The sequence below is a fragment of the Kitasatospora purpeofusca genome (assembly GCF_042691725.1).
Classification (GTDB): domain Bacteria; phylum Actinomycetota; class Actinomycetes; order Streptomycetales; family Streptomycetaceae; genus Kitasatospora; species Kitasatospora purpeofusca_B.
On the sequence record NZ_CP170483.1, the window covers coordinates 6,592,486 to 6,611,792 of the forward strand.

The 19,307-nt window shown below is 72.4% G+C and carries 16 protein-coding genes; 6 read left to right on the forward strand and 10 right to left on the reverse strand.

The genetic code is table 11. The features are described 5' to 3' along the window. Positions 1 to 29 precede the first annotated feature (29 nt). On the forward strand, positions 30 to 2,375 hold the full coding sequence (locus tag ACFCLZ_RS28490) for a glycoside hydrolase family 3 C-terminal domain-containing protein (RefSeq protein WP_380280545.1): 2,346 nt from the start codon (positions 30 to 32) through the stop codon (positions 2,373 to 2,375). A gap of 605 nt (positions 2,376 to 2,980) precedes the next feature. On the opposite strand, the gene ACFCLZ_RS28495 is transcribed toward ACFCLZ_RS28490, so the two are convergent. The 6 genes from ACFCLZ_RS28495 to ACFCLZ_RS28520 form a co-directional block, all read right to left on the reverse strand. After that, entirely contained in the window at positions 2,981 to 3,808 is an 828-nt protein-coding gene (locus ACFCLZ_RS28495) for a lipase family protein (protein WP_380280547.1), read from the reverse strand. A gap of 827 nt (positions 3,809 to 4,635) precedes the next feature. Next, entirely contained in the window at positions 4,636 to 5,340 is a 705-nt protein-coding gene (locus tag ACFCLZ_RS28500; protein WP_380280548.1) for a response regulator, read from the reverse strand. Between the two features lie 120 nt (positions 5,341 to 5,460). Then, positions 5,461 to 7,119 carry a sensor histidine kinase gene (locus tag ACFCLZ_RS28505; protein WP_380280550.1) on the reverse strand — a complete coding sequence of 553 codons (1,659 nt, stop codon included), beginning with the start codon at positions 7,117 to 7,119 and terminating at the stop codon, positions 5,461 to 5,463. Between the two features lie 173 nt (positions 7,120 to 7,292). After that, entirely contained in the window at positions 7,293 to 8,018 is a 726-nt protein-coding gene (locus ACFCLZ_RS28510; RefSeq protein ID WP_380280551.1) for an ABC transporter, read from the reverse strand. A gap of 74 nt (positions 8,019 to 8,092) precedes the next feature. After that, positions 8,093 to 8,788, reverse strand: a complete 696-nt coding sequence (locus ACFCLZ_RS28515; protein WP_380280553.1) for a phosphatase PAP2 family protein — start codon at positions 8,786 to 8,788, stop codon at positions 8,093 to 8,095. 8 nt (positions 8,789 to 8,796) lie between these two features. Then, complete coding sequence (locus ACFCLZ_RS28520) at positions 8,797 to 9,741, reverse strand: ABC transporter ATP-binding protein (RefSeq protein WP_380280555.1); 945 nt, start codon at positions 9,739 to 9,741, stop codon at positions 8,797 to 8,799. Positions 9,742 to 10,003: 262 nt separating this feature from the next. Here ACFCLZ_RS28520 and ACFCLZ_RS28525 point away from each other — a divergent pair, with 262 nt between their 5' ends. The 4 genes from ACFCLZ_RS28525 (at position 10,004) to ACFCLZ_RS28540 (ending at position 12,939) form a co-directional block, all read left to right on the forward strand. Further along, a complete protein-coding gene (locus ACFCLZ_RS28525) occupies positions 10,004 to 10,390 on the forward strand; it encodes a nuclear transport factor 2 family protein (RefSeq protein ID WP_380280557.1) in 387 nt (128 codons plus the stop codon). A 127-nt stretch (positions 10,391 to 10,517) separates the two neighbouring features. Continuing rightward, entirely contained in the window at positions 10,518 to 10,991 is a 474-nt protein-coding gene (locus tag ACFCLZ_RS28530) for an aminotransferase class IV (protein WP_380280559.1), read from the forward strand. A 57-nt stretch (positions 10,992 to 11,048) separates the two neighbouring features. After that, positions 11,049 to 11,876: a glutamate 5-kinase gene (gene proB / locus ACFCLZ_RS28535; RefSeq protein WP_380280561.1), complete on the forward strand. Its 828-nt coding sequence runs from the start codon at positions 11,049 to 11,051 to the stop codon at positions 11,874 to 11,876. A gap of 298 nt (positions 11,877 to 12,174) precedes the next feature. Beyond that, a complete protein-coding gene (locus ACFCLZ_RS28540; protein ID WP_380280563.1) occupies positions 12,175 to 12,939 on the forward strand; it encodes a sirohydrochlorin chelatase in 765 nt (254 codons plus the stop codon). Positions 12,940 to 12,989: 50 nt separating this feature from the next. On the opposite strand, the gene ACFCLZ_RS28545 is transcribed toward ACFCLZ_RS28540, so the two are convergent. From ACFCLZ_RS28545 to ACFCLZ_RS28555, 3 genes are all read right to left on the reverse strand, one after another. Next, positions 12,990 to 14,000, reverse strand: coding sequence for a hypothetical protein (locus ACFCLZ_RS28545; RefSeq protein ID WP_380280565.1), 1,011 nt, complete (start codon positions 13,998 to 14,000; stop codon positions 12,990 to 12,992). After that, positions 13,982 to 15,199: a hypothetical protein gene (locus ACFCLZ_RS28550; RefSeq protein WP_380280567.1), complete on the reverse strand. Its 1,218-nt coding sequence runs from the start codon at positions 15,197 to 15,199 to the stop codon at positions 13,982 to 13,984. The genes ACFCLZ_RS28545 and ACFCLZ_RS28550 overlap by 19 nt, the downstream gene beginning before the upstream one ends. A 91-nt stretch (positions 15,200 to 15,290) precedes the next feature. Further along, positions 15,291 to 15,611 (reverse strand): chaplin family protein, encoded by a 321-nt coding sequence (locus ACFCLZ_RS28555; RefSeq protein ID WP_380280568.1) that lies wholly within the window; start codon positions 15,609 to 15,611, stop codon positions 15,291 to 15,293. A gap of 473 nt (positions 15,612 to 16,084) precedes the next feature. Here ACFCLZ_RS28555 and ACFCLZ_RS28560 point away from each other — a divergent pair, with 473 nt between their 5' ends. Beyond that, positions 16,085 to 18,460 (forward strand): penicillin acylase family protein, encoded by a 2,376-nt coding sequence (locus ACFCLZ_RS28560; protein WP_380280570.1) that lies wholly within the window; start codon positions 16,085 to 16,087, stop codon positions 18,458 to 18,460. A gap of 478 nt (positions 18,461 to 18,938) precedes the next feature. Here ACFCLZ_RS28560 and ACFCLZ_RS28565 read toward each other — a convergent pair whose 3' ends face one another. Next, positions 18,939 to 19,304, reverse strand: a complete 366-nt coding sequence (locus ACFCLZ_RS28565) for a hypothetical protein (protein WP_380280572.1) — start codon at positions 19,302 to 19,304, stop codon at positions 18,939 to 18,941. Positions 19,305 to 19,307: the final 3 nt, after the last annotated feature.

The following is a 19,307-nucleotide window of genomic DNA, read 5'->3' on the forward strand; positions in this document are numbered from 1 at the left end:
CAACCCTCCAGAGAACGGAAGCGGAATCCATGACCGCCACCACCACCCCCGCGGCCGGACGGCCCGACCCGGTCCGCGATCTCACCCTGACCGAGAAGGCCTCGCTGACCAGCGGCGCGAGCTTCTGGCGCACCAAGGCCGTCGAGCGCCACGGCATACCCTCGATCATGCTCACCGACGGCCCGCACGGCCTGCGCAAGCAGCAGGAGGGGGGCGACCACCTCGGTCTCGGCGGGAGCGTCCCGGCCACCTGCTTCCCGCCCGCCGTCGGCCTCGGATCCTCCTGGGACGCCGACCTCGCCCGCCGGGTCGGCGAGGCGCTCGGCACCGAGGCGTCGATCGAGGACGTCGCGGTGCTGCTCGGCCCCGGCATCAACATCAAGCGCTCGCCGCTGTGCGGCCGCAACTTCGAGTACCTCTCCGAGGACCCGGTCGTCTCGGGCGTGCTCGGAGCCGCGCTGGTCAAGGGCATCCAGTCCAAGGGGGTGGGGACCTCGCTCAAGCACTACGCTGCCAACAACCAGGAGGACGACCGGCTGCGCGCGTCGAGCGACGTCGACCCGCGCCCGCTGCGCGAGATCTACCTGCGCGGCTTTCAGCGCGTGGTCCAGGACGCGCAGCCGTGGACGGTGATGTGCTCGTACAACCGCATCAACGGCGTGTACGCCTCCGAGGACCCCTGGCTGCTCACCAGCGTGCTGCGCGACGAGTGGGGCTTCCGGGGCCTGGTGGTGTCGGACTGGGGTGCGGTCAATGACCGCGTCAAGGCCGTCGCGGCGGGCCTGGATCTCGAAATGCCCTCGTCGAACGGCGTGACGGACGCCCTGATCGTCGCCGCGGTCGAGGACGGGACGCTCGACGAGAGCGTGGTCGACACCGCCGCGGGACGCGTCCTCGACCTCGTCCGCAAGGCGCGGGCGGGCGCGGGCGCCGTCGAGGGACCGCTCGACGTCGACGCGCACCACGCCCTGGCCCGCGAGGCGGGCGGCCGCTCGATCGTGCTGCTCAAGAACGACGGAGCGCTGCTGCCGCTGGCCAGGGACACCCGCATCGCCGTCATCGGCGAGTTCGCCGGGAAGCCGCGCTACCAGGGCGCCGGCTCGTCGCTGATCAATCCGACCCGCCTGGACAACGCGCTCGACGAGATCCGCGCGCTCTCCACCGGCACCGTGCTCCACGCCCGGGGCTTCGCGAGCGCGCGCGGGACGACGGACGCCGAGGCCGCGGCGCTGCGCGAGGAGGCGGTGGCCACGGCGGCCGGCGCCGACGTCGTCGTCCTCTTCCTGGGGCTTCCGGCGCGGCTGGAGTCCGAGGGGTACGACCGCGAGGACATCGACCTTCCCGCCGTTCAGACCGAACTGCTCGACGCCGTGCTCGACGCCAACCCGGACACGGTGGTCGTCCTCTCCAACGGCGGCGTCGTGGCGCTGCCGTTCGCCGACCGGGTGCCGGCGATCCTCGAAGGCTGGCTGCTGGGCCAGGCCGGCGGCGGCGCGACCGCCGACGTGCTGTTCGGCGAGGTCAACCCGTCGGGCAAGCTCACCGAGACGATCCCGCTCCGGCTGGAGGACACCCCCGCGTTCCTGGACTTCCCCGGTGAGTTCTCGCACGTGCGGTACGGCGAGGGCCTGTTCGTCGGGTACCGCTGGTACGACGCGCGCCGGATGGCGGTGGCGTTCCCGTTCGGCCACGGCCTGTCGTACACCACCTTCGCGTACGGGGCCGCCTCCGCCGCGGTCAACGCCGCGGGCGACATCGACGTGACGGTGACGGTCACCAACACCGGCGACCGGGAGGGCCGCGAGGTCGTGCAGGTCTACACCGCGCTGCCCGGCGGCGGCGTGCAGCGTCCGGTACGGGAGCTGAAGGCGTTCGCCTCGGTGAACCTCGCGCCGGGCGAGGCGCGCGAGATCGCCCTGACGGTGCGCCGCGAGGACCTCGCGTACTGGGACATCCGCGCGGACCGCTGGGTCGTGGAGGGCGGCGCCTACGCCGTCGACGTCGCCGCCTCCAGCCGCGACATCCGCTCGACCACCACCGTCGAGGTCGCCGGCGACCGGCTCGTCCTGCCGCTGTCGCGGACGTCGACCCTCGGCGAGGCCCTGCGGCACCCCGTCGCCGGTCCGGTCCTCCAGACCACGCTCGACCAGATGCTGGGCAGTGCGGACGCTGCCGCGTCGGTCATGCCCGAGGGCGTCGACTTCTCCAAGATGCTGGAGTCCTTCCCCATCGGCCGCCTCGGCATGCTGGCCGCACTGGGCGACGGGGACGGGGACGGGGACGGTGGTGAAGGCGGAGGCGGAGGCGATGTGGCGGACCGGATCGACGGTCTCATCGCCATCGCCAACGCCCCCGGGCAGCACGGCGCGAGCTGAACCACGCGCCTCCCGGGCCTCCTCCCCCCGGCGACCCCGAAGAGGTGCCGAGCATCACACTGAGCGACGCGGGCCGCCCTGCGGCCCGCGTCCGGCCCGGTATTGCGGGACGAACACCCGCCCGGTACAGACCGAGAGCCCGTCCGATTCGGGATCTTCGCCCTGTTTTGTTGCACGCGGTGCGCTCCGGAGGACCCGAACAATGTCCTGGCGTGGACTTCGCTGCCGAGCAGCAGCGGGCCTCCCTTGAGCCGTGCTCGCCGGGGACCGCCCTGAGCGTCGACTTTCGAAGGTGTGGCGCCGAGCGGGTGACAACGCCCCGATGGCTGCGCGATGCGCGGTATCCACGGGGCGAGGCGGCGGGGAACCGGGCGCCGGACGGCGGTTCATCTGGCCGAAGCGCCTTGCCTGTCGCCTGCTCCCCGGCGCGAGAGCGGCGCCGGCTGAAGCCCAGCAGTCAGATGCCGCAGGCCCAGCCACGAGAACCCGCACGACCAGCGGTGACACGTTCGACGTTTCCGGACCGGATGCCGGGTGTGCCTCGCGGGCCCACCCGGCCCGGCCCGGGCGCCGCGGAGCGGTCCCGGAGTCGGGGTGTCCTGCGGTCAGCCCGCCTTGGCGAGGTTCTTCTCGAACGCGGCGAGGTAGTTGGGCAGGTGGTGGTCCCTGATGCCGTCGGTCTCGGGGGCGAACATGTCCTGGCGGTAGCCCTTGGCCCGGTCCTTCAGCCCGGTGAGGAGCGGCATGGCCTCGTGGAGCTTCCCGTCGGCGTCGAAGTAGCGCAGCGCGTCGACGTGGGTGAAGGCCGGCTCGGGCGGGAGCTGGGGGACGATGTCGTTGTTGTTGACGAATCGGTAGCAGCGGTTCCTGAAGGCCGCGTTGTAGGCGCCGGAGAGAAGGCGTTCACAGGTGCGGGGCTGGCCGAAGGTGTAGACGCCGTCGGGGAGTTGGCGGGGCTCCTCGAAGTACCAGCGGGCGCCGGCCAGCATGGCGAGGGCGCCGCCGAGGCTGTGGCCGGTGAACCAGACGCTCTGCCCGTCGGTGCGCAGTTCCTGGATGGTGTCGCGGATGTCGGGGTAGACGGACTGCAGGGCCTGGTGGAAGCCGTAGTGGACGAAGCCCCTGTCCGCCGGTCCGGGGACGGGCGGGGTGCTGACGTCGGTGAGCCAGTCGTAGATCTTCAGGACCTCGGTGCCCCGGAAGCCGGTGACGATCATGCGGTCGCTGGCCATGGTGTAGGCCTGGGTGTCCTCGATCAGGAACGGCATTCGGTGCGTCGACTCGAAGTGGCGTACCTCGTCGAAGCCCCATGCGTGGGCCTTGTCCTCGATGCCGGCCCGGTCCAGCGTGGCCAGTCCGGCGGCCTGGGCCATCCAGTAGGCGTGGGGGAGGGAGTAGCGGGTCGTCGAGTGGTCCAGGGCGGGGATGGCCATCGGTGTCCTCCGGAAACGGGCCAGTGGGTCGCCCAGCAACCTATTCCCGCACACGAACGAAGAGGCGACGGCGGCACCGGAGGCCACCTGGACGGACGCAACCGCCACGCCGCCCCGATCCGCGCGCCCCTCCCGGCCCAAGGAACGGAACGAGGGGACCGGCGAGGATGCCCACCTGCCTGCGACCTGACGGCCCGTCTCGCGCGCTGCGGCGAGACCCGGCGGAAGGGGTTCCTGACCCACGTCACCGAGACCTGCGACGACGGCGATAGCGCCACCCAAGGCTGGGTGTGATGCCACCTGCGGCCGGCAGCCGATGGTTAGGTCGACAGATTTCCGCTACTCACGGTGACCAAGGCCGCTCCGGGGCCCTGGGGACCAGTTTTGGGACCACGCCTGGTGAGCGCCCATGGGCGCGCGTGGGCAATTACGGGCATCCATGTACGAACTTGAACCCGACTGGGCATCGAGCGGGTTCAAGGTCTGTCGACTGTTGATCTTCATGGCGAGTGTCGACTTCCCTTGTTTTCAGTGTAGTTGGGCAACAAAAAGCCGAGGTCTTGAGGCCTCGGCTGCCGCTGTGGCGGCAAGGGGTCGCAGGTTCGAATCCTGTCGTTCCGACTGTGAAGTCGGTTGTGGGAGCCGGTGCTTGGGAGACCAGGTGCCGGCTCTTCCTGTTTCCGGGGCAGCCGGTGGTCACCGGGCCGCATGGGCCGGTCCTCGGTGGGGGCGTCGGTGCGCGCCGGTTCGGGTGGGTGGGGCGCGGCCGGTGGGGATGGTGGCCACCGGCCGGCCGGTTTCCGGGTATGTGCGTGCGGGGGCGGGGGTTATTCCTCCAGGCCGATCTCGTAGGCGATGATCGCGGCCTGGACGCGGTTGCGTACTCCGAGGGCGGTGAGGATGGCGCTGACGTAGCTCTTCACGGTGCCCTCCACCACGTGCAGGCGTTTGGCGATCTCGGCGTTCGACATGCCTTGGCCGACGAGGGTGAGTACTTGGCGCTCGCGTTCGGTGAGGCTCTCGACCCGTTCCCGGGAGGAGGCGCTGCGGGCCATCCGTTGGCCGGCGGAGCCGCGGTTGAGTTCCGCGATGATGCGGGTGGCGACCCTGGCGGACAGGTAGGCGGCGCCCCGGGCTGCCGCGTGCACTCCGGTCAGGAGTTCGCGCGGGTCGCCGGCCTTCAGCATGAAGCCGCTGGCTCCGCCGCCGAGGGCGCGGGCGACGTACTCGTCCTCGGAGAAGGTGGTCAGGACGAGCACCGAGGTTTCCGGGACCTGGCGCTTGATCTCCGTCGTCGCGGCGAGGCCGTCCATCACCGGCATGCGGATGTCCATCAGTACGACGTCCGGCCGGTGCTGGACGGTCAGGTCGATGGCTTCGGAGCCGTTCGAGGCCTCGGCGACGACTTCGATCTCCGGGTCGCTGGAGAGGATGGCCCGGACGCCGGCGCGGATCATCGCCTCGTCGTCGGCCAGGATGAGTCGGATGGCAGCGATGGTCTTGCTCCTTGGTGCGGTGGGTGGATGGGGCATGACGCTCCCGGAGACCGTCAGGTGGTCCGGAGGTCTTCGAGGGCAGGCGGGCGCGGGGGTCGTGGCGGGGCCTTCGGTCGGGGGCCGGGTTCCCGGGCGGTGCCATCCGCGTCCTCCCGGTCAGTCGTGGTCGACGGGAGCGCGGGAGTCCGCGGTGATGACATCCTTCGTCGCCAGCCGTCCGTCGGCGAAGCAGAGCCGGTAGACGTCGACCCGGACGAACAGGGCCTCGCTGGCCCGGTAGTAGCGGCAGGTGGCTCCCGCGGGTTCGGGCAGCATCTCCTCGGGAGGGTCGGTCATCTCGGTGTCCGGAAGCAGCTGTTCGACCTTCGCGGTGCTGTCGCCGACGGTCAGCTGGTCGTAGTACCGGGGCGCCAGGGCCGAGGCGGTCGACAGGTACGCGTAGTACCCGAGCACCCCGACCGCGAGGCAGGCGAACAGCCCCATCGGCACCGCGACCGCGGTGATGAAGCGCCGCCGCAGCCGGGTGGTGGCGTGCGCGAGGCTGCCGTCGGTCGACTCCGCGTGGTGCCGGTACGCCGGCGAGCTGTCCGCCGTCCTGATGGCGGAGGAGACGCGGGGCAGCCGGGCCGTCACCTCGAAGCCGCCGTCGGGCAGCGGGCCGGCGCGGAAGGCGCCTCCCGCGAGCCGGGTGCGCTCCTCCAGGCCGACCAGGCCGCGCCGGCCCTGCGGGCGGGCGGCGGGCGCTTCGGGCGGAGGGCCGTTGCGCACCGTCACCGTGACGTCCGTGGCGATGTGGTCGAGGCGGACCTCGGCCGCGCTCTTCGGGGCGTGCTTCATGGCGTTGGTCAGCGACTCCTGCACCACCCGGTACAGGGCCTTCTCGGTCATGTCGGAGACGGCGCGGACCTCGCCGGCGCGCTCCAGCGTGACGGACAGGCCCGAGGCACGGGCCCGTTCCACGAGGTCGTCCAGATCGGCGTTCGACGGCTCCATCCGGGGAGGCGCGTCGTCGTCGCGCAGCACGCCGATGATCTCCCGCAGCCGCTCCAGCGCGTCGGCCGCGTTGGCGCGCAGCTCGCCCGCGTCGTCGCGGAACTTCGCGTCGAGGTCCGGGGCGATCTGCATGGCGCCGGCCCGCAGGGCGATCAGGCTGAGCTCGTGGCCCAGCGAGTCGTGCATGTCCTCGGCGATCCGGGTGCGCTCGCGCAGCCGGGCCTGCTCGACGCTGATCCGCTGCTGGAGCTCCAACTGCCGGGCGTGCTCCCAGCCCGCGTGCTGCAGCTCGTTGCGCTGCCGGGAGTACCGGCCGGCCAGCCACGGCAGCAGGCAGGCGAAGATCAGCGCCGTCACCAGGACGAACCACATCGGCAGGGTCAGGCCCGCGAAGGCCGTGGCGGTCGTTCCGGCGAGCGCCACCAGCCCCGCCGCGTAGTGCACCGTGTGCGAGTCGGACACGTTCTTGCCCACGAGGAAGCTCATGACGAACACCGCGGGCAGGTAGGGCGAGACGACGATCGAGCCGACGTCGTTGTGCAGCAGGCCGACGGTCCACCAGAGGGCCGCGCACAGGACGAAGGAGATCAGCGGGAGCGACCGCTGCAGGGCCACGGCGGCGGCCAGCACCGCGGCGCCCGCGGCGAGTTGCCACTGCCGCTCCTGCGCGGAGGAGTCCCCGGGGACGAGCAGCAGGGCCGGGAAGTTGAGGGTCGTCCAGATCATCAGCGCGATCAGGGGCCAGTGCCTGGGCCGGGGCGGCCGGTCCGAGGGCGGGATCCCGCCGGCGAACCGGGCCAACCCGGTGATCGTGGACGTCACGTCAGTCAGACTAGCCAGCTCCTCTCCGGGCGCGGTGCGGATCGAGCCATCCGACCGCGCGGTGGTTCCGGTCGCCTTCGTGCGCGAAGGACGCCGCGCACCGGACGGGGGTCCCGGTGTGCGGCGTCCTCTTGGACCGGCTCCGGTAGCCGGCCCAACTCGGGGGGCCGGGCTCAGGCGTCGCGCTTGGTGAGCACCTGCTGGCCGACCAGGAGGACCAGCACCGCCCACAGCACCAGGAACAGCAGACCCGCTCCGGCACCGTACGGTGAGCTCTCGGCGTTCATGAAGACCGTGCCGGCCGAGTTCGGCATCCGCTCCGCGATGGACACCAGCGCCCCCATGTCGGAGGCCTGGAAGATCACCGGGAGTACGGTCAGGCCGACGAAGACGATGGTCAGCGTCCCGGCCGCGCTGCGCACCGCCACGGCCACCCCGATGGTGAGCGCGCTGAGCAGCGCCAGGTAGACGCCCATCCGCAGCGAGGTGCCGACGATCTGAGCGCCGTCGACGACTGCCTTGTCGTCCATCGTGGCGGCGCTCGCACCGGCGCCGACGAGCCCCAGCACGGTGCCGCCGAGCAGGCTGATCGTGCCGGCCACCAGGCTCTTGGCCAGGAGCAGCGAACCCCGGCGCGGAACGGCCTGGAGCGTGGTGCGCATGCTGCCGGAGGTGTACTCGGAGGTGATCACCAGCATGGAGAGCGCGATGAGCGCGAACTGCGCGACGTACACGGTGGCGACCGCGACCTCGCTGACCGCGATGCCCCCGCCGTTCTTCCTGTTGTTGGCCATGGTGGACCCGATGATCGGGGCGGTGAGCGCCATCAGCGCGACCCCGCCGATCAGGCACCACCAGGTGGACCTGACCGACCACAGCTTGGACCATTCGGCTGCCACCGCTCCAGGCAACCTGCCGCCGGAGGCCCGCTTCTGTCGTCCGGCCACTGCCGGCTGGGCTGGTGTCGTCATGACTACTGGTTTCCTGTCCGGTGGTACGTCGGGGCGGAGGGCACGGGCCGCAGGGCTGGTCCGGCGGGCTGTGGGGAGGACCCCAGCAGCAGCGCGAGCGTCTTCTGTTGCCGCAGCGCGGTGACGGCCCGGGTGCCCGGGACCATCAGGGCGAGCAGCAGCAGCGGGGTCAACAGGGCGCCGAGCAGGTAGCCGGCCGCGACGTCGTGGAGGTAGTGGACGCCGACGTAGACCCGGGAGAAGGCGACCAGCGCCGCGACCGGCAGCAGCAGCAGGCCGACCAGCCGCCAGGACACGACCAGTGCCGCGGCGCAGGCGGCGGCGATGACCGAGTGGTTGCTCGGGAACGACCAGTCGCCCGGTTCCGGGCACTCGGCGATGGTGCGCACGCCGGGGACGTCCCGGCACGGCCGTTCCTCGTGGAGCCAGATCTTGGTGACCTCGCTCAGCAGGTAGACGGCGGCGACGGCGATCGGGGAGAGCAGGGCCAGCGCCATGGAGCGGTCGTCCCGCCCCCGGGAGAGCCACCACCGCAGGACAAGCAGGGCGGCGAAGAGGACGATGCCGCCCTCGGTGACGACTTCGCCCAGCGTCTGCATCCAGGTGGGGGTGGAGTCGGCCCATTCGGTGACGTCCCGGTAGACGCCGACTCCGTAGTCGGGCCCGGCGACGGCGAGGTGCACGAGCGGTGTGTTCATGTCCGAGCTCATTCTCCGTAGACCGCGCGCGCCGGGCGCGACGCGGGTGATCCGTACTCGACGCTGTCCGCCGTCAGCTCCATGTAGGCCTGTTCGAGCGAGGCCTCGACGGTGCGCACCTCGTGCAGCCGGACGCCCAGCTCGTAGGCCAGGTCGGAGACCTTGTCGACGGTCAGGCCCGAGATGAACAACTCGTTGGCGCTCTCCCAGCGGACCGGGACCTGCCACTCGGTCAGGCGGGCCTGCAGCCGGCGGAGGCTCTCGGTCTCCGGGCCCCGGGCCCGGACGGCGTTGAGCGAGCTGCTCCCGATGAGCTGCTGGACCGAGGTCTCCCTGATCAGCCGGCCCTTGCCGATGATGATCAGCTGGTCGGCGGTCAGCTGCATCTCGCTCATCAGGTGGCTGGAGACGAAGACCGTGCGACCCTCCTCGGCGAGTCCGCGCATCAGCCCGCGGATCCAGCGCACGCCGTCCGGGTCGAGGCCGTTGACGGGTTCGTCGAACATGACGATCGCGGGGTCGCCGAGCAGCGCGCCGGCGATGCCCAGCCGCTGGCTCATGCCGAGCGAGAACGAGCCGGCCCGGCGCCCGGCGACCGCGGACAGCCCGACGGTGTCGAGCACCTCGTCGACCCGGCGCACCGGGATGCCGTTGCTGAGGGCGAGCGCCTTCAGGTGCGAGCGGGCGCTGCGGCCCGGGTGGAGGGCCTTGGCGTCGAGCAGCGCGCCGATCTCCCTCAGCGGGTGGCGGAGTTCGCCGTAGGCCTTCCCGTTGACGAGGGCGCTCCCGGCCGAGGGGCGGTCCAAGCCCATGATCATCCGCATGGTGGTGGACTTGCCCGCGCCATTGGGGCCGAGGAAGCCGGTGACCCGGCCGCCGGGGATCGTCAGGGACAGGTCGGCCACCGCGGTGTGGTCCCCGTACCGCTTGGTCAGCCCCTGCAGGGTGATCATGATTGCTGCTCCCGGCCTCTCGAGCTTTTCCCGTCACGCTGAACGTACGCGCGGGACCGGGCACGGCACATCGCACCTTGGCAAGCAGTAGACCCCTACTTTAGTCAGGACTTTGCCCGGAACCTTCGACAACTTCCCGACCCCCTTGGTTAGATCGCAGACGACATCACGGTGCGGAACGGCAGATGGCGACCCGGCCGCCAGTCCGAACTGCGCGACGGCGATGGCGCTCTTGACCGCTCGAATGCACTCAAGGGGTGGAATGTCGCAGAATCCTGATACGGACACGGTCGATCTCGGCCCGGCCGACGCGGTCCGTCGCTACTACCGGCTGGTGGACGAGGGCGACATCGGCGGCCTGCTCCGGCTCTTCGAGCCCGGCGCGGAGTACCACCGGCCCGGATACCCCAAGCTCACCGGACACTCGGAGCTGGAGCGGTTCTACCGCGACGAACGGGTCATCGCGAGCGGCCGGCACTCCCTCGCGAAGCTCATCCGCGACGGGCGGGACGTGGCGGTCCACGGCGTCTTCGAAGGCGTGCTGCGCGACGGATCGCGGGCCTCGCTGCGCTTCGCCGATTTCTTCAGGGTGACGGAGCGGGGAACGTTCTCCCGACGCGAGACCTTCTTCTTCACCGCGCTGGTCTGAACGATTTTCCAATTCGGGGGAATTTCCGCATGAAAGACTCCGCAATCGGACCGGTGCCCTCCCGGGCGCGGTTCGGCGAACTCTTCACCCGGCACATGGTCCTCGCGCACTGGCGGCAGGACGGCGGGTGGTCGCCGCCGCGGCCGGCTGCCAGCAGGTGGTCTGGCTGGACCCGGTGGAACGCCGCTGGGTCGAGGAACTCGGCGCGATGAACCTCCTCTTCGTGCTCGGCACCGGGGACGCGGCCGAACTCGTCACCCCGCCCGCGGCCGGCAACCTGCTGCCGGGGATCACCCGGGACTCGCTGCTGGCCCTCGCCGCACAGCACGGCACCAAGGTCCGCGAGGAACCGGTCTCGATCGAGCAGTGGCGCGACCTGAGCCTGGACGGAACGCTCACCGAGGCCTTCGCCACCGGCACCGCGGCCGTCGTCACACCCGTCGGCGCCGTCTGCGACGGCGACGACACCTGGCGGGTCGGAACCGGCTCCGCCGGACCCGTGACGCTCCGGCTGCGCGACGCCCTCACCGCCATCCACACCGGGCAGGCTCCCGCCCCCGCGGGCTGGCTGCGCACGGTCGCCCCGGCCGCCGTCCGGTAGCGTCCGGCCGCTCCCGCGCCCACCCGAAGGAACGGAAACCGCAGCAGGGGGAGACCCATGTCACCAGCCACCCGTTCGGAACGTGTCGTCATCAAGATCGGCACGTCGTCACTGGTCCGCGCCGGCCGCGTCGACCCGGCCGGTCCCGCCGCCCTCGCCGACGCCGTGGTGCGGCTGCGCGCGGACGGCGGACAGCCGGTGCTGATCGCCTCCGGGGCCATCGCCCTCGGCGACGCGCGGCTCGACGCCGCCACCCGGCAGACGGGGCCGGCCCGCCAACTGGCCGCCGCCGTCGGCCAGGGAATCCTCTTCGAGGCCTTCCGGCAGGGCCTCGCGGACCGCGGTCTGACGGCGGCGCAGGTCCTGCTGACCCCGCCGGACCTCACCGGCCCCGAACACCGGGACGGCGCCCTGGCCGTCCTGGAGGGCGCCCTGCACGCCGGGCTGGTGCCCGTCGTCAACGAGAACGACGCCGTCATGGTGCGCAACAACGACGTCCTGGCGGCCCTGGTCGCCGCCGCCCTGGGCGCGGAACGGCTGGTGCTGCTCACCGACGTGCCCGGACTCTACGAGAGCGACCCGCACCGCGACGCGGGCGCCCGGCGGATCCCCGAAGTCCCGCTGCTGACATCGGAGATCGAGAAGCTCGCGGGCGCCTCCGGGGCGGGCCCCGGCACCGGCGGGATGTCCGCCAAACTCTGCGCCGCCTGGATCGCGGCGATGGCCGGCGTGCCCACGGTGATCGCCGCCGCCGACGCCGAGGACGCCGTCGTCCGCGCGGTGCGCCGCACGGCCACCCTCCCCCTGATGGCCGCGGCCATGGGCATCGGCCACGAAGAGCTGGTCGAACGGATTCTCCTCGGCGCCTTCGCGCCGCGTGACTGAGGGGGCGGTGCGTTCATCGTGGCTGAAGGACGCAAAGCGGTTGTCCGGCTTGCGCGGGAACGGAGGCCCGGTCGGAGGGGCTGGGCGAGGACCGGCCCTCGGTGCCGAGGGCGAGGTGCAGGAAGAAGCCGCCGGACTGGGCGAGCACTCCGGCCGGCAGGAGGTGCGGCTTGGTCCGTTCCCAACGGCTGGTGCAAGCGGCTTTGCTCTGCGTGGCGCCGCCCCAAAGGCATGTCACTGACGGTAACTTGATCGTCACTTCCGTGCAATCGCTCCGCATGACGAGGGTGGTACGACAGTGACCGAAGCGATCGAAACGCTCCGACCGGTCGCCGGGCCGGCGGCTCCGAGCGCACTGCTCCTGCTGGCGCACGGCAGCCTCGCCCCCGAGGCGCAGGAATCCACCCGGGCGCTCGCCCGCGCGGTCGGGTCCTCCCTGGGAGGCCGGGTCGAGGTCGCGTTCCTCCGGCACTGCGGCCCCACGGCCCGTCAAGCGCTGGGCACGCTCGCCGGGGCCGGGCACGAGCGGGTGGTCGTGGTGCCCCTGCTGCTGACCTCCGCCTTTCACGCCCGGGTGGACCTGCCCAAGGCGCTGTCCGACCCGCCGGCCCGGGCGCCGATCGTGACACCGGTGGTGGGCGGTCCCACCGGCGTGCCCGACGGGCGGTTGGTCGCGGCGCTGCGGCGCCGCCTCGCGGAGCTGGACGTTGCGTTCGACGCGGTGGTGCTGGCGGCGGCGGGCAGCGTCGACGTCGCCGCGTGTTCGGCGGTGACCGCCATGGCGTCCGCGCTGGGCACGGCCCTCGGCCTGCCGTGCCGGGCCGCTTTCGCGTCGACCACCGCGCCGACCCCCGGCGAGGCGGTGGAAGCACTGCGCAGTGCAGGGGCCCGCCGGATCGCGGTCGCGTCCTACTGCTTCGCCGCTGGACTGCTGTTCCGAGTGACCGTCGAGGCCTCGACCGCGGCCGGCGTGGTCGGCGTCTCCCAGCCATTGGGCGACGCGCCCGAACTGGTCGAGCTCGTCCTGGAACGCTTCCAGCAGGCAGGTGACACGAAGGCCTGAACGGCGACGCGCTCCGTCCCGCCGGTCGGACCGGCGGGACGGGTACGGGTTCACCGGGACGCGGGGTGCGAGGGCGCCGGGGCGTCGGTGCGCCGAGGGCCGAGGGTGTGAACGGCTTCGTCGGGGTGGGGAGGCAGGAGGCCGCCGTGATGCTGCCGGAGGAGGCGTTCGTGCTCGGGACTGAAGTGCGTGCGCCAGGCGCCGACGGGGAGTTCGTCGCTCTCGGGCTCGGGCAGTGCGGCGAGGGCCGCGCCCGGGGCGGGGTGGCCGACGGCGGCGAGCAGTCGGTGCAGGGCGCGGTCCCGGGCTTCGGCGGTGCCGCCGTGGGCGGGGCCGGTGAGTTCTTCGTGGGTGAGCACGAAGACGGCGGGATGGCGCAGCAGCCACTGGCAGCGGCGGGCCTCGCGCATGCCGGGAAAGGCGGGATCGGTGAGGGCGAGGGTGATCCTGGCGTCCATGGTGGGCAGGGCGCTGACGATGTCGCGGTAGACGAGGTGGTCGGGCAGGGAGCCGACGCGGCCGGCGGGCCGGGAGAGCAGGCGGATCTGCTCGATGATCCGGTCGCGTACGTCGCGGTGGTGGTAGACGATCGGCGGTCGTGCGGTGGCGTGCCAGGCGCGCAGGAAGCCGGCGTCGGCCCGTTCCAGGTCCAGGCTGTTGACGTACCAGCAGCCGCGGCCCGGCAGCAGGCGGGGCAGTTCGCTGTCGGGGATGCGGGACAGACGGTCTTCGAGGACGGGGTCGACGGGTGAGGCGGCGGTGACCGGTTGGCCCAGGCGAGTCCACCACACCCGCCACAGGGCGGTCACCGCCGGCTGGAAGGCGGCCTCCAGCTCGGTCCGGTTGTCGTACTGCCCGCGCAGCAGCCGTCCGGCCTTCTCCTGGCCGTAGGCGGCTCGGAGCAGGCGGGAGGCCTCGCCGGGGCCGGGCCGGTCACCGCTGTCGGGCTGGGTGCCGCTCATCGTGCCGTAGGGGGTGTAGCCGAGTGCGGCGGTGATCCGGGCCAGCAGCGGTGTGCCGCTGCCGCGCGGCGAGACGACGATCAGCTGGGGCACGGCCATGGCGGATCTCCCGGAGAGGCTGCGGGGGTGAGGAGGAGGTCCTCGTAGGTGTGGTGGCGGCGGGTGGTGACGCGCTCGTGCAGCAGGGCGGCGGCGCGGGCGTGTTCGCCGGTGTCGATCAGGGCGCGGGCCAGGGTGTCCTGGACGATCTCGCGTTCCACCCGTACACCGCCGATCCGCTCCACCTGTGCTCCCAGGCGGGTCAGCAGGTCGACGGCCGCCTGTGGGCGGCCCGCGGTCACGTGGGAGAGGGCCTGGACGACCGGGGCGAGGACGTCGCTGTAGTCGGGGCGCTCGTCGCCGGCGGCCCGACGGGCCAGGGCCTCGAGGTCGTCGGTGGCCGACTCGACGGCCAGGGCCAGGGCCAGGTTGAACGTGTGGAAGACCTCCGCCATTGCGCCCGGTCCGGCCAGCAGGCCCCGTACGTGGCCGAGGTCGCAGCGGCCGGCGGGTTGCTGCCCGGCCAGCAGCAGACGCCAGTTCGTCGCGGACCGCATCCCCACGTCCGCGCGGCCCAGGACCTCGTCGGCCCGGCGGCGCGCGTCCGTGAAGTCCCCGCAGGCCAGCGATTGCAGGGCGGCGTGCCAGTTCAGGTGCTTGACCTGTATCGCCTGCGGATCCGCTGCCAGCCACCGGTCGAGGAACGCGGTGGACGCGGGACCGGCTCCCAACTCGTGCTCGGCGTGCGCGCGGGCGTGAGCGGCCAGTCCGGCGCGCGGACACCGGGCCAGGGCCTGCTCGGCCAGTTCGAGGGCCTCCTCGGCGCGGCCCTGCTCCGCCCGCGTCCACGCCAGCCTGCCCGTCCACGCCCAGCTGTCCGCACCGGCCAGGGCGTACTGCCGCTCGGCCAGCGCATCGCCGTGTGTCCGGTAGCCGGCGTCCCCGCAGGCGTGGAAGGCGTCCAGCAGCAGGGCGGCCACCTCGTCCCCGGGCCAGCGCGTGAAATGCGCCACCAGGTGATCGGCCGTCAGCCGGAACTGCCGGTGGGTGTACAGGAAGACCCCGTACACCAGACTTGCCGACCGGGCGTCGGCCGCCCGCGCGTCCCGGTAGGCGACCACCAACTCCTCCCGCAACGCCTCGTCGCTCAGGCCTGCGCCGGTCGCCAGCGCCAGCATGGCCCGCGCCACGCCCAGCCGCGGACACTCGGCCACCCACTCCCGCAGCAACGGCACCGCGTGCCCGCTCAGAGTCGCCAACTCCCCTACCGCCGCGTCCTCCAGCGACACACCCGCCACCCCGGGCCCGGCCACGACACCACCCGCCTCGCACAACCTCGGGCCTGCCGGATCAGACGCTGGACATGAACACGGCCGTGCAGACGATCCCGCTGCTCCCGCAATGGTTGCGGGGCAGGTGCAGCGGCAGGCCGAGCTGGTTGCCGCTCGCCGTCCCGCTGTCGGAGACGGTGCCCCCGGTGGCCTGCGCGCCGCCGTGGTTCGCACAGGAGTTGCCGAACACGGCGTTGCCCACGCCGACGATGTTGGCGTGCGCGGCGCCGGCCGGGACCAACGCGGCCCCAACCGCCGTACCCAGCACCGCCATCCGCTTGCCCACCGTGTGCGCACCGCTGCCCACAGCCTGGCGCCCCTCACCCGTCGGCATGCTCATCGCGCTCCTTCCTCGCACAGCCCCCGGCGAAAGCCGGTGCCCGCGCAGACCGCGCCCCGGGTAACCACCCGGGGCCACGGCCTGGTTAACGACGGAACCGCGCTCCGGATGCGCACCGTCGAGGCGGCACCACCGGCTCAGGGAGAGTCGGGCCGCCGCGCAGACCGTGTGGCGGCCACAGCCGCATCAACCGCCTGGTGCACGTTGGCCAGGACATCCATGGCGGCGGCGGGTGCGCGGAAGCCGGCACGGCACCGCCCTGACGGGAAACCGGCGCGCCGTCGAGGGGACGAATGCGGGGTCGCTGTCGTCCGGTCCGGTCTCATGGACGGGCGTTGTGGCCGACGCGTGCCGCGCTGTGGCCACGGCCCTCCGTCGCCGAGCCGGGAGCCGCGTTGAGTACCGCACCGACCTTTCGTTGCCGCACCGGGCGTTTCGGTGTCGCTGTTCTCTGCGCGGTCCTCCCGTTCCTCGTGGCGGCGTGTCCGGTGGACGGGGCCGCGGCGGCGGTGTCCGGTGGGAGGGGACTGTCGGCGGTCATCCGGTACACGGAGTACGGGATCCCGCACATCGTGGCCCGTGACTACGCCGGGCTGGGCTTCGGCAGTGGTTGGGCACAGGCCCGGGACAGCGTCTGCGACCTGGCCGACGCGTTCCTCACCGTGCGGGGCGAGCGTTCGCGCTGGTTCGGGCCGGATCCCGCACCCGATCCGCAGGGCTCGTTCGCCACCAGCAACCTCGCCAGTGACCTGTACTTCCGCGGGGTGCGCGACGCCGGCACCGTCGAGCGGCTGCGCGCCACCCCTGCTCCCGCCGGCCCCAGCCGTGCTGTCACCGAGTTGGGCCGCGGCTGGGCGGCGGGGTACAACGCGTGGATCGGCCGCAACCGGATCACCGACCCCGCCTGTGCCGGCGCGGACTGGGTGAGGCCGGTGACCGACGTCGACGTCTCGGCGCTCGACCACTCCCTCATGGTTCTCCTCGGCGAGGGCCGCGGGATCGACGGCATCACCGCCGCCGAGCCGCCGACCCCCGGTTCCGCGCCGGTCCTCGACGAGGCGGAACCCGCCCGGGTCCTCGCACCCGCGAGTCCCGCGACCGGGGAGTCGGCCCACGAGCCACCGGCCGGCCGGTCGGCGCACCCGGGCTCCAACGCCGTGGCCTTCCACGGCTCGACGACCGGCAACGGCCGCGGGCTGCTGCTCGGCAACCCCCACTTCCCCTGGCACGGAGCGCGGCGCTTCTGGCAGTCGCAGCAGACCATCCCGGGCGAGCTGAACGTCATGGGCGCCTCCCTGCTCGGCACCGCGACCGTGTCGATCGGGCACAACACCCACATCGCCTGGAGCCACACCGTCGCCACCGGTGTCCCGATGAACCTCTACGAACTGACGCTGGACCCCGCCGACCCCACCGTCTACCTCGTGGACGGCCGCCCGGAACGGATGACCCCGCGCGCCGTCACCGTCCCCGTCAAGGACAGTCCTCCCGTCACCCGCACGCAGTGGTGGACCCGCTACGGCCCCGTCCTCACCACCCTCGACACCACCGGCCCACTGCCCTGGACCGCCACCACCGCCTACGCCCTCACCGACCCCAACGCCGCCAACCTCCGCGGCTCCGACACCTCACTCGCGCTCTCCCGGGCCCACAGCACCGACGAGGTCCTGAGCGCACTGAGCCGCACCCAGGGACTTCCCTGGGCCGACACCATCGCGGCCGACGCGGCCGGACACACGCTCTTCACCCAGTCGCAGGTCCTCCCGCGCATCACCGACGACCTCGCACGGCGCTGCTCCACCCCGCTGGGAGCGGCCACCTACCCAGCCACGGGGCTCGCCGTCCTCGACGGTTCACGTTCGCACTGCGCCCTCGGTACGGACCCGCACGCGCTCCAGCCCGGTATCTTCGGCCCCGACGCCCTGCCCACGCTCAGGGACGCCCCCTACGTCGAGAACTCCAACGGCAGCGCCTGGCTCACCAACGCCGACCACCCGCTCACCGGGTACGAGCGGGTCTTCGGCAGCGTCGGCACACCGCTCTCCCTGCGTACCCGCGGCGCGCTCCACGACGTCTCCGCCTTGGCCGCCCGGGGCCGTCTTGGCATCGCGGACCTTGAGCGCCACCAGTTCGCCGACCGTTCGCTCGCGGGCGACCTCGCCGCCCGCGGACTGAAGGCGGCATGCGCCACACCGGTGCAGGCCCCGGACGCAGGGGGCGAGGACGGGGAGGCCGACATCGCCGAGGCCTGCCGGGTACTCGCGGGGTGGGACCGGACCACGAACACGGACAGCCGCGGCGCGCCGCTCTTCGACCGCTTCTGGCGCGGGCTCACCGCCGCCACCACACCCGACGACCTCTGGAAGGTGCCCTTCTCTCCCACCGACCCGCTCCACACCCCGCGCGACCTGAACGCCGCGTCGCCGGCCCTCCGGAGTGCGTTGGGGCACGCCGTCGCCGAACTGCGCGCCGCCGGCCTGCCGCCGGACGCCCGATGGGGCGAGGCTCAGTTCGTCGTCCGGGACGGCACCCAGATCCCGATCCCCGGCGGCACGTCGGAACTCGGACTCTGGAACGTCATCGACGCGCTGTGGAACCCGGGAGCCGGCGGCTACAGCGACGTCGAGTCCGGTACCAGCTACCTCCAGGCCGTCGGCTGGGACGGCACCCGGTGCCCCGTCGCGAAGACCCTGCTCGCCTACTCCCAGTCCGCCGACCCCACGTCCCCGCACCACGCCGACCAGACGTCACTCTTCTCCACCGGTCGATGGGTGACCTCGCGCTTCTGCGAGAAGGACATCCTCGCCTCGCCCGCGCTGCGGGTGGTGCCAGTCACCGAACGCCACTGACCTCCCTGGAGAAAGACAGGTCGGGCAACCGGAACGGCGTCGGCGCACCGTCCCCGGCGTGCCGGCCGCCCTCACCGGTACCACTACCGGCACCACCACCGGCGCCCGGTGCGCACGGCGGCACAGAAGCAGGATGCCCGCGGCCGGCGCGGTGTCATGGGCCGGCACACCTGCGCCTCCCGCAAACTGCGGTTCGCGATCAAGGGGCCTCTTGAGAACCTGACGGACTTCGAAGGACGCGTCTCGAAGGACGCGCAGGCCGAGGACGACGGCTATGACGCCCAGTCATCGGAAAGTCACGCATTTCCGTGGTTGGCGTACGCCCGCGATATTCGGGGGCCCGATCCCCACGGACGGATCTCCGTAGTCGGTTCATCACGCCCCGCATTCGCTCCGCCCGGAATTCCATGCGTGACGCGCGGCCTGCGCGGGCCTTCCGGGCGGGAGGTGGACACCCGGGCCGCCGGGCCGGCCTCGGCTAGACGTCGAGAGCGGCCTCGATGCGCTTGAGACTGTGCCGGGCGAGCGCAAGGTTGGCGCGCGAGCGGTCCAGCGCCAGGTAGAGGAAGAGCGAGCCGTTACTGCGGGTCAGCGGGCGGATCAGGTGGTACTGGGTGCCGAGGGTGATCAGGATGTCCTCGATGACATCGTCGATCGACAGCGCGGCCAGGGCGCGTATCTTCGCACGAACGACCTCGGTGTTGGCGGCGGCCGCAATCTCCAGGTCGAGCTGCTGCCCCCCGCCGAGGAGCCCGAGTGACATACCGCTCTCGTAGTCGGCCACGGCCACTCCGATGGCCCCCTCGATGGCCATCGCGTCCTTGAGTGCGTCGTCAATGTTCATGCG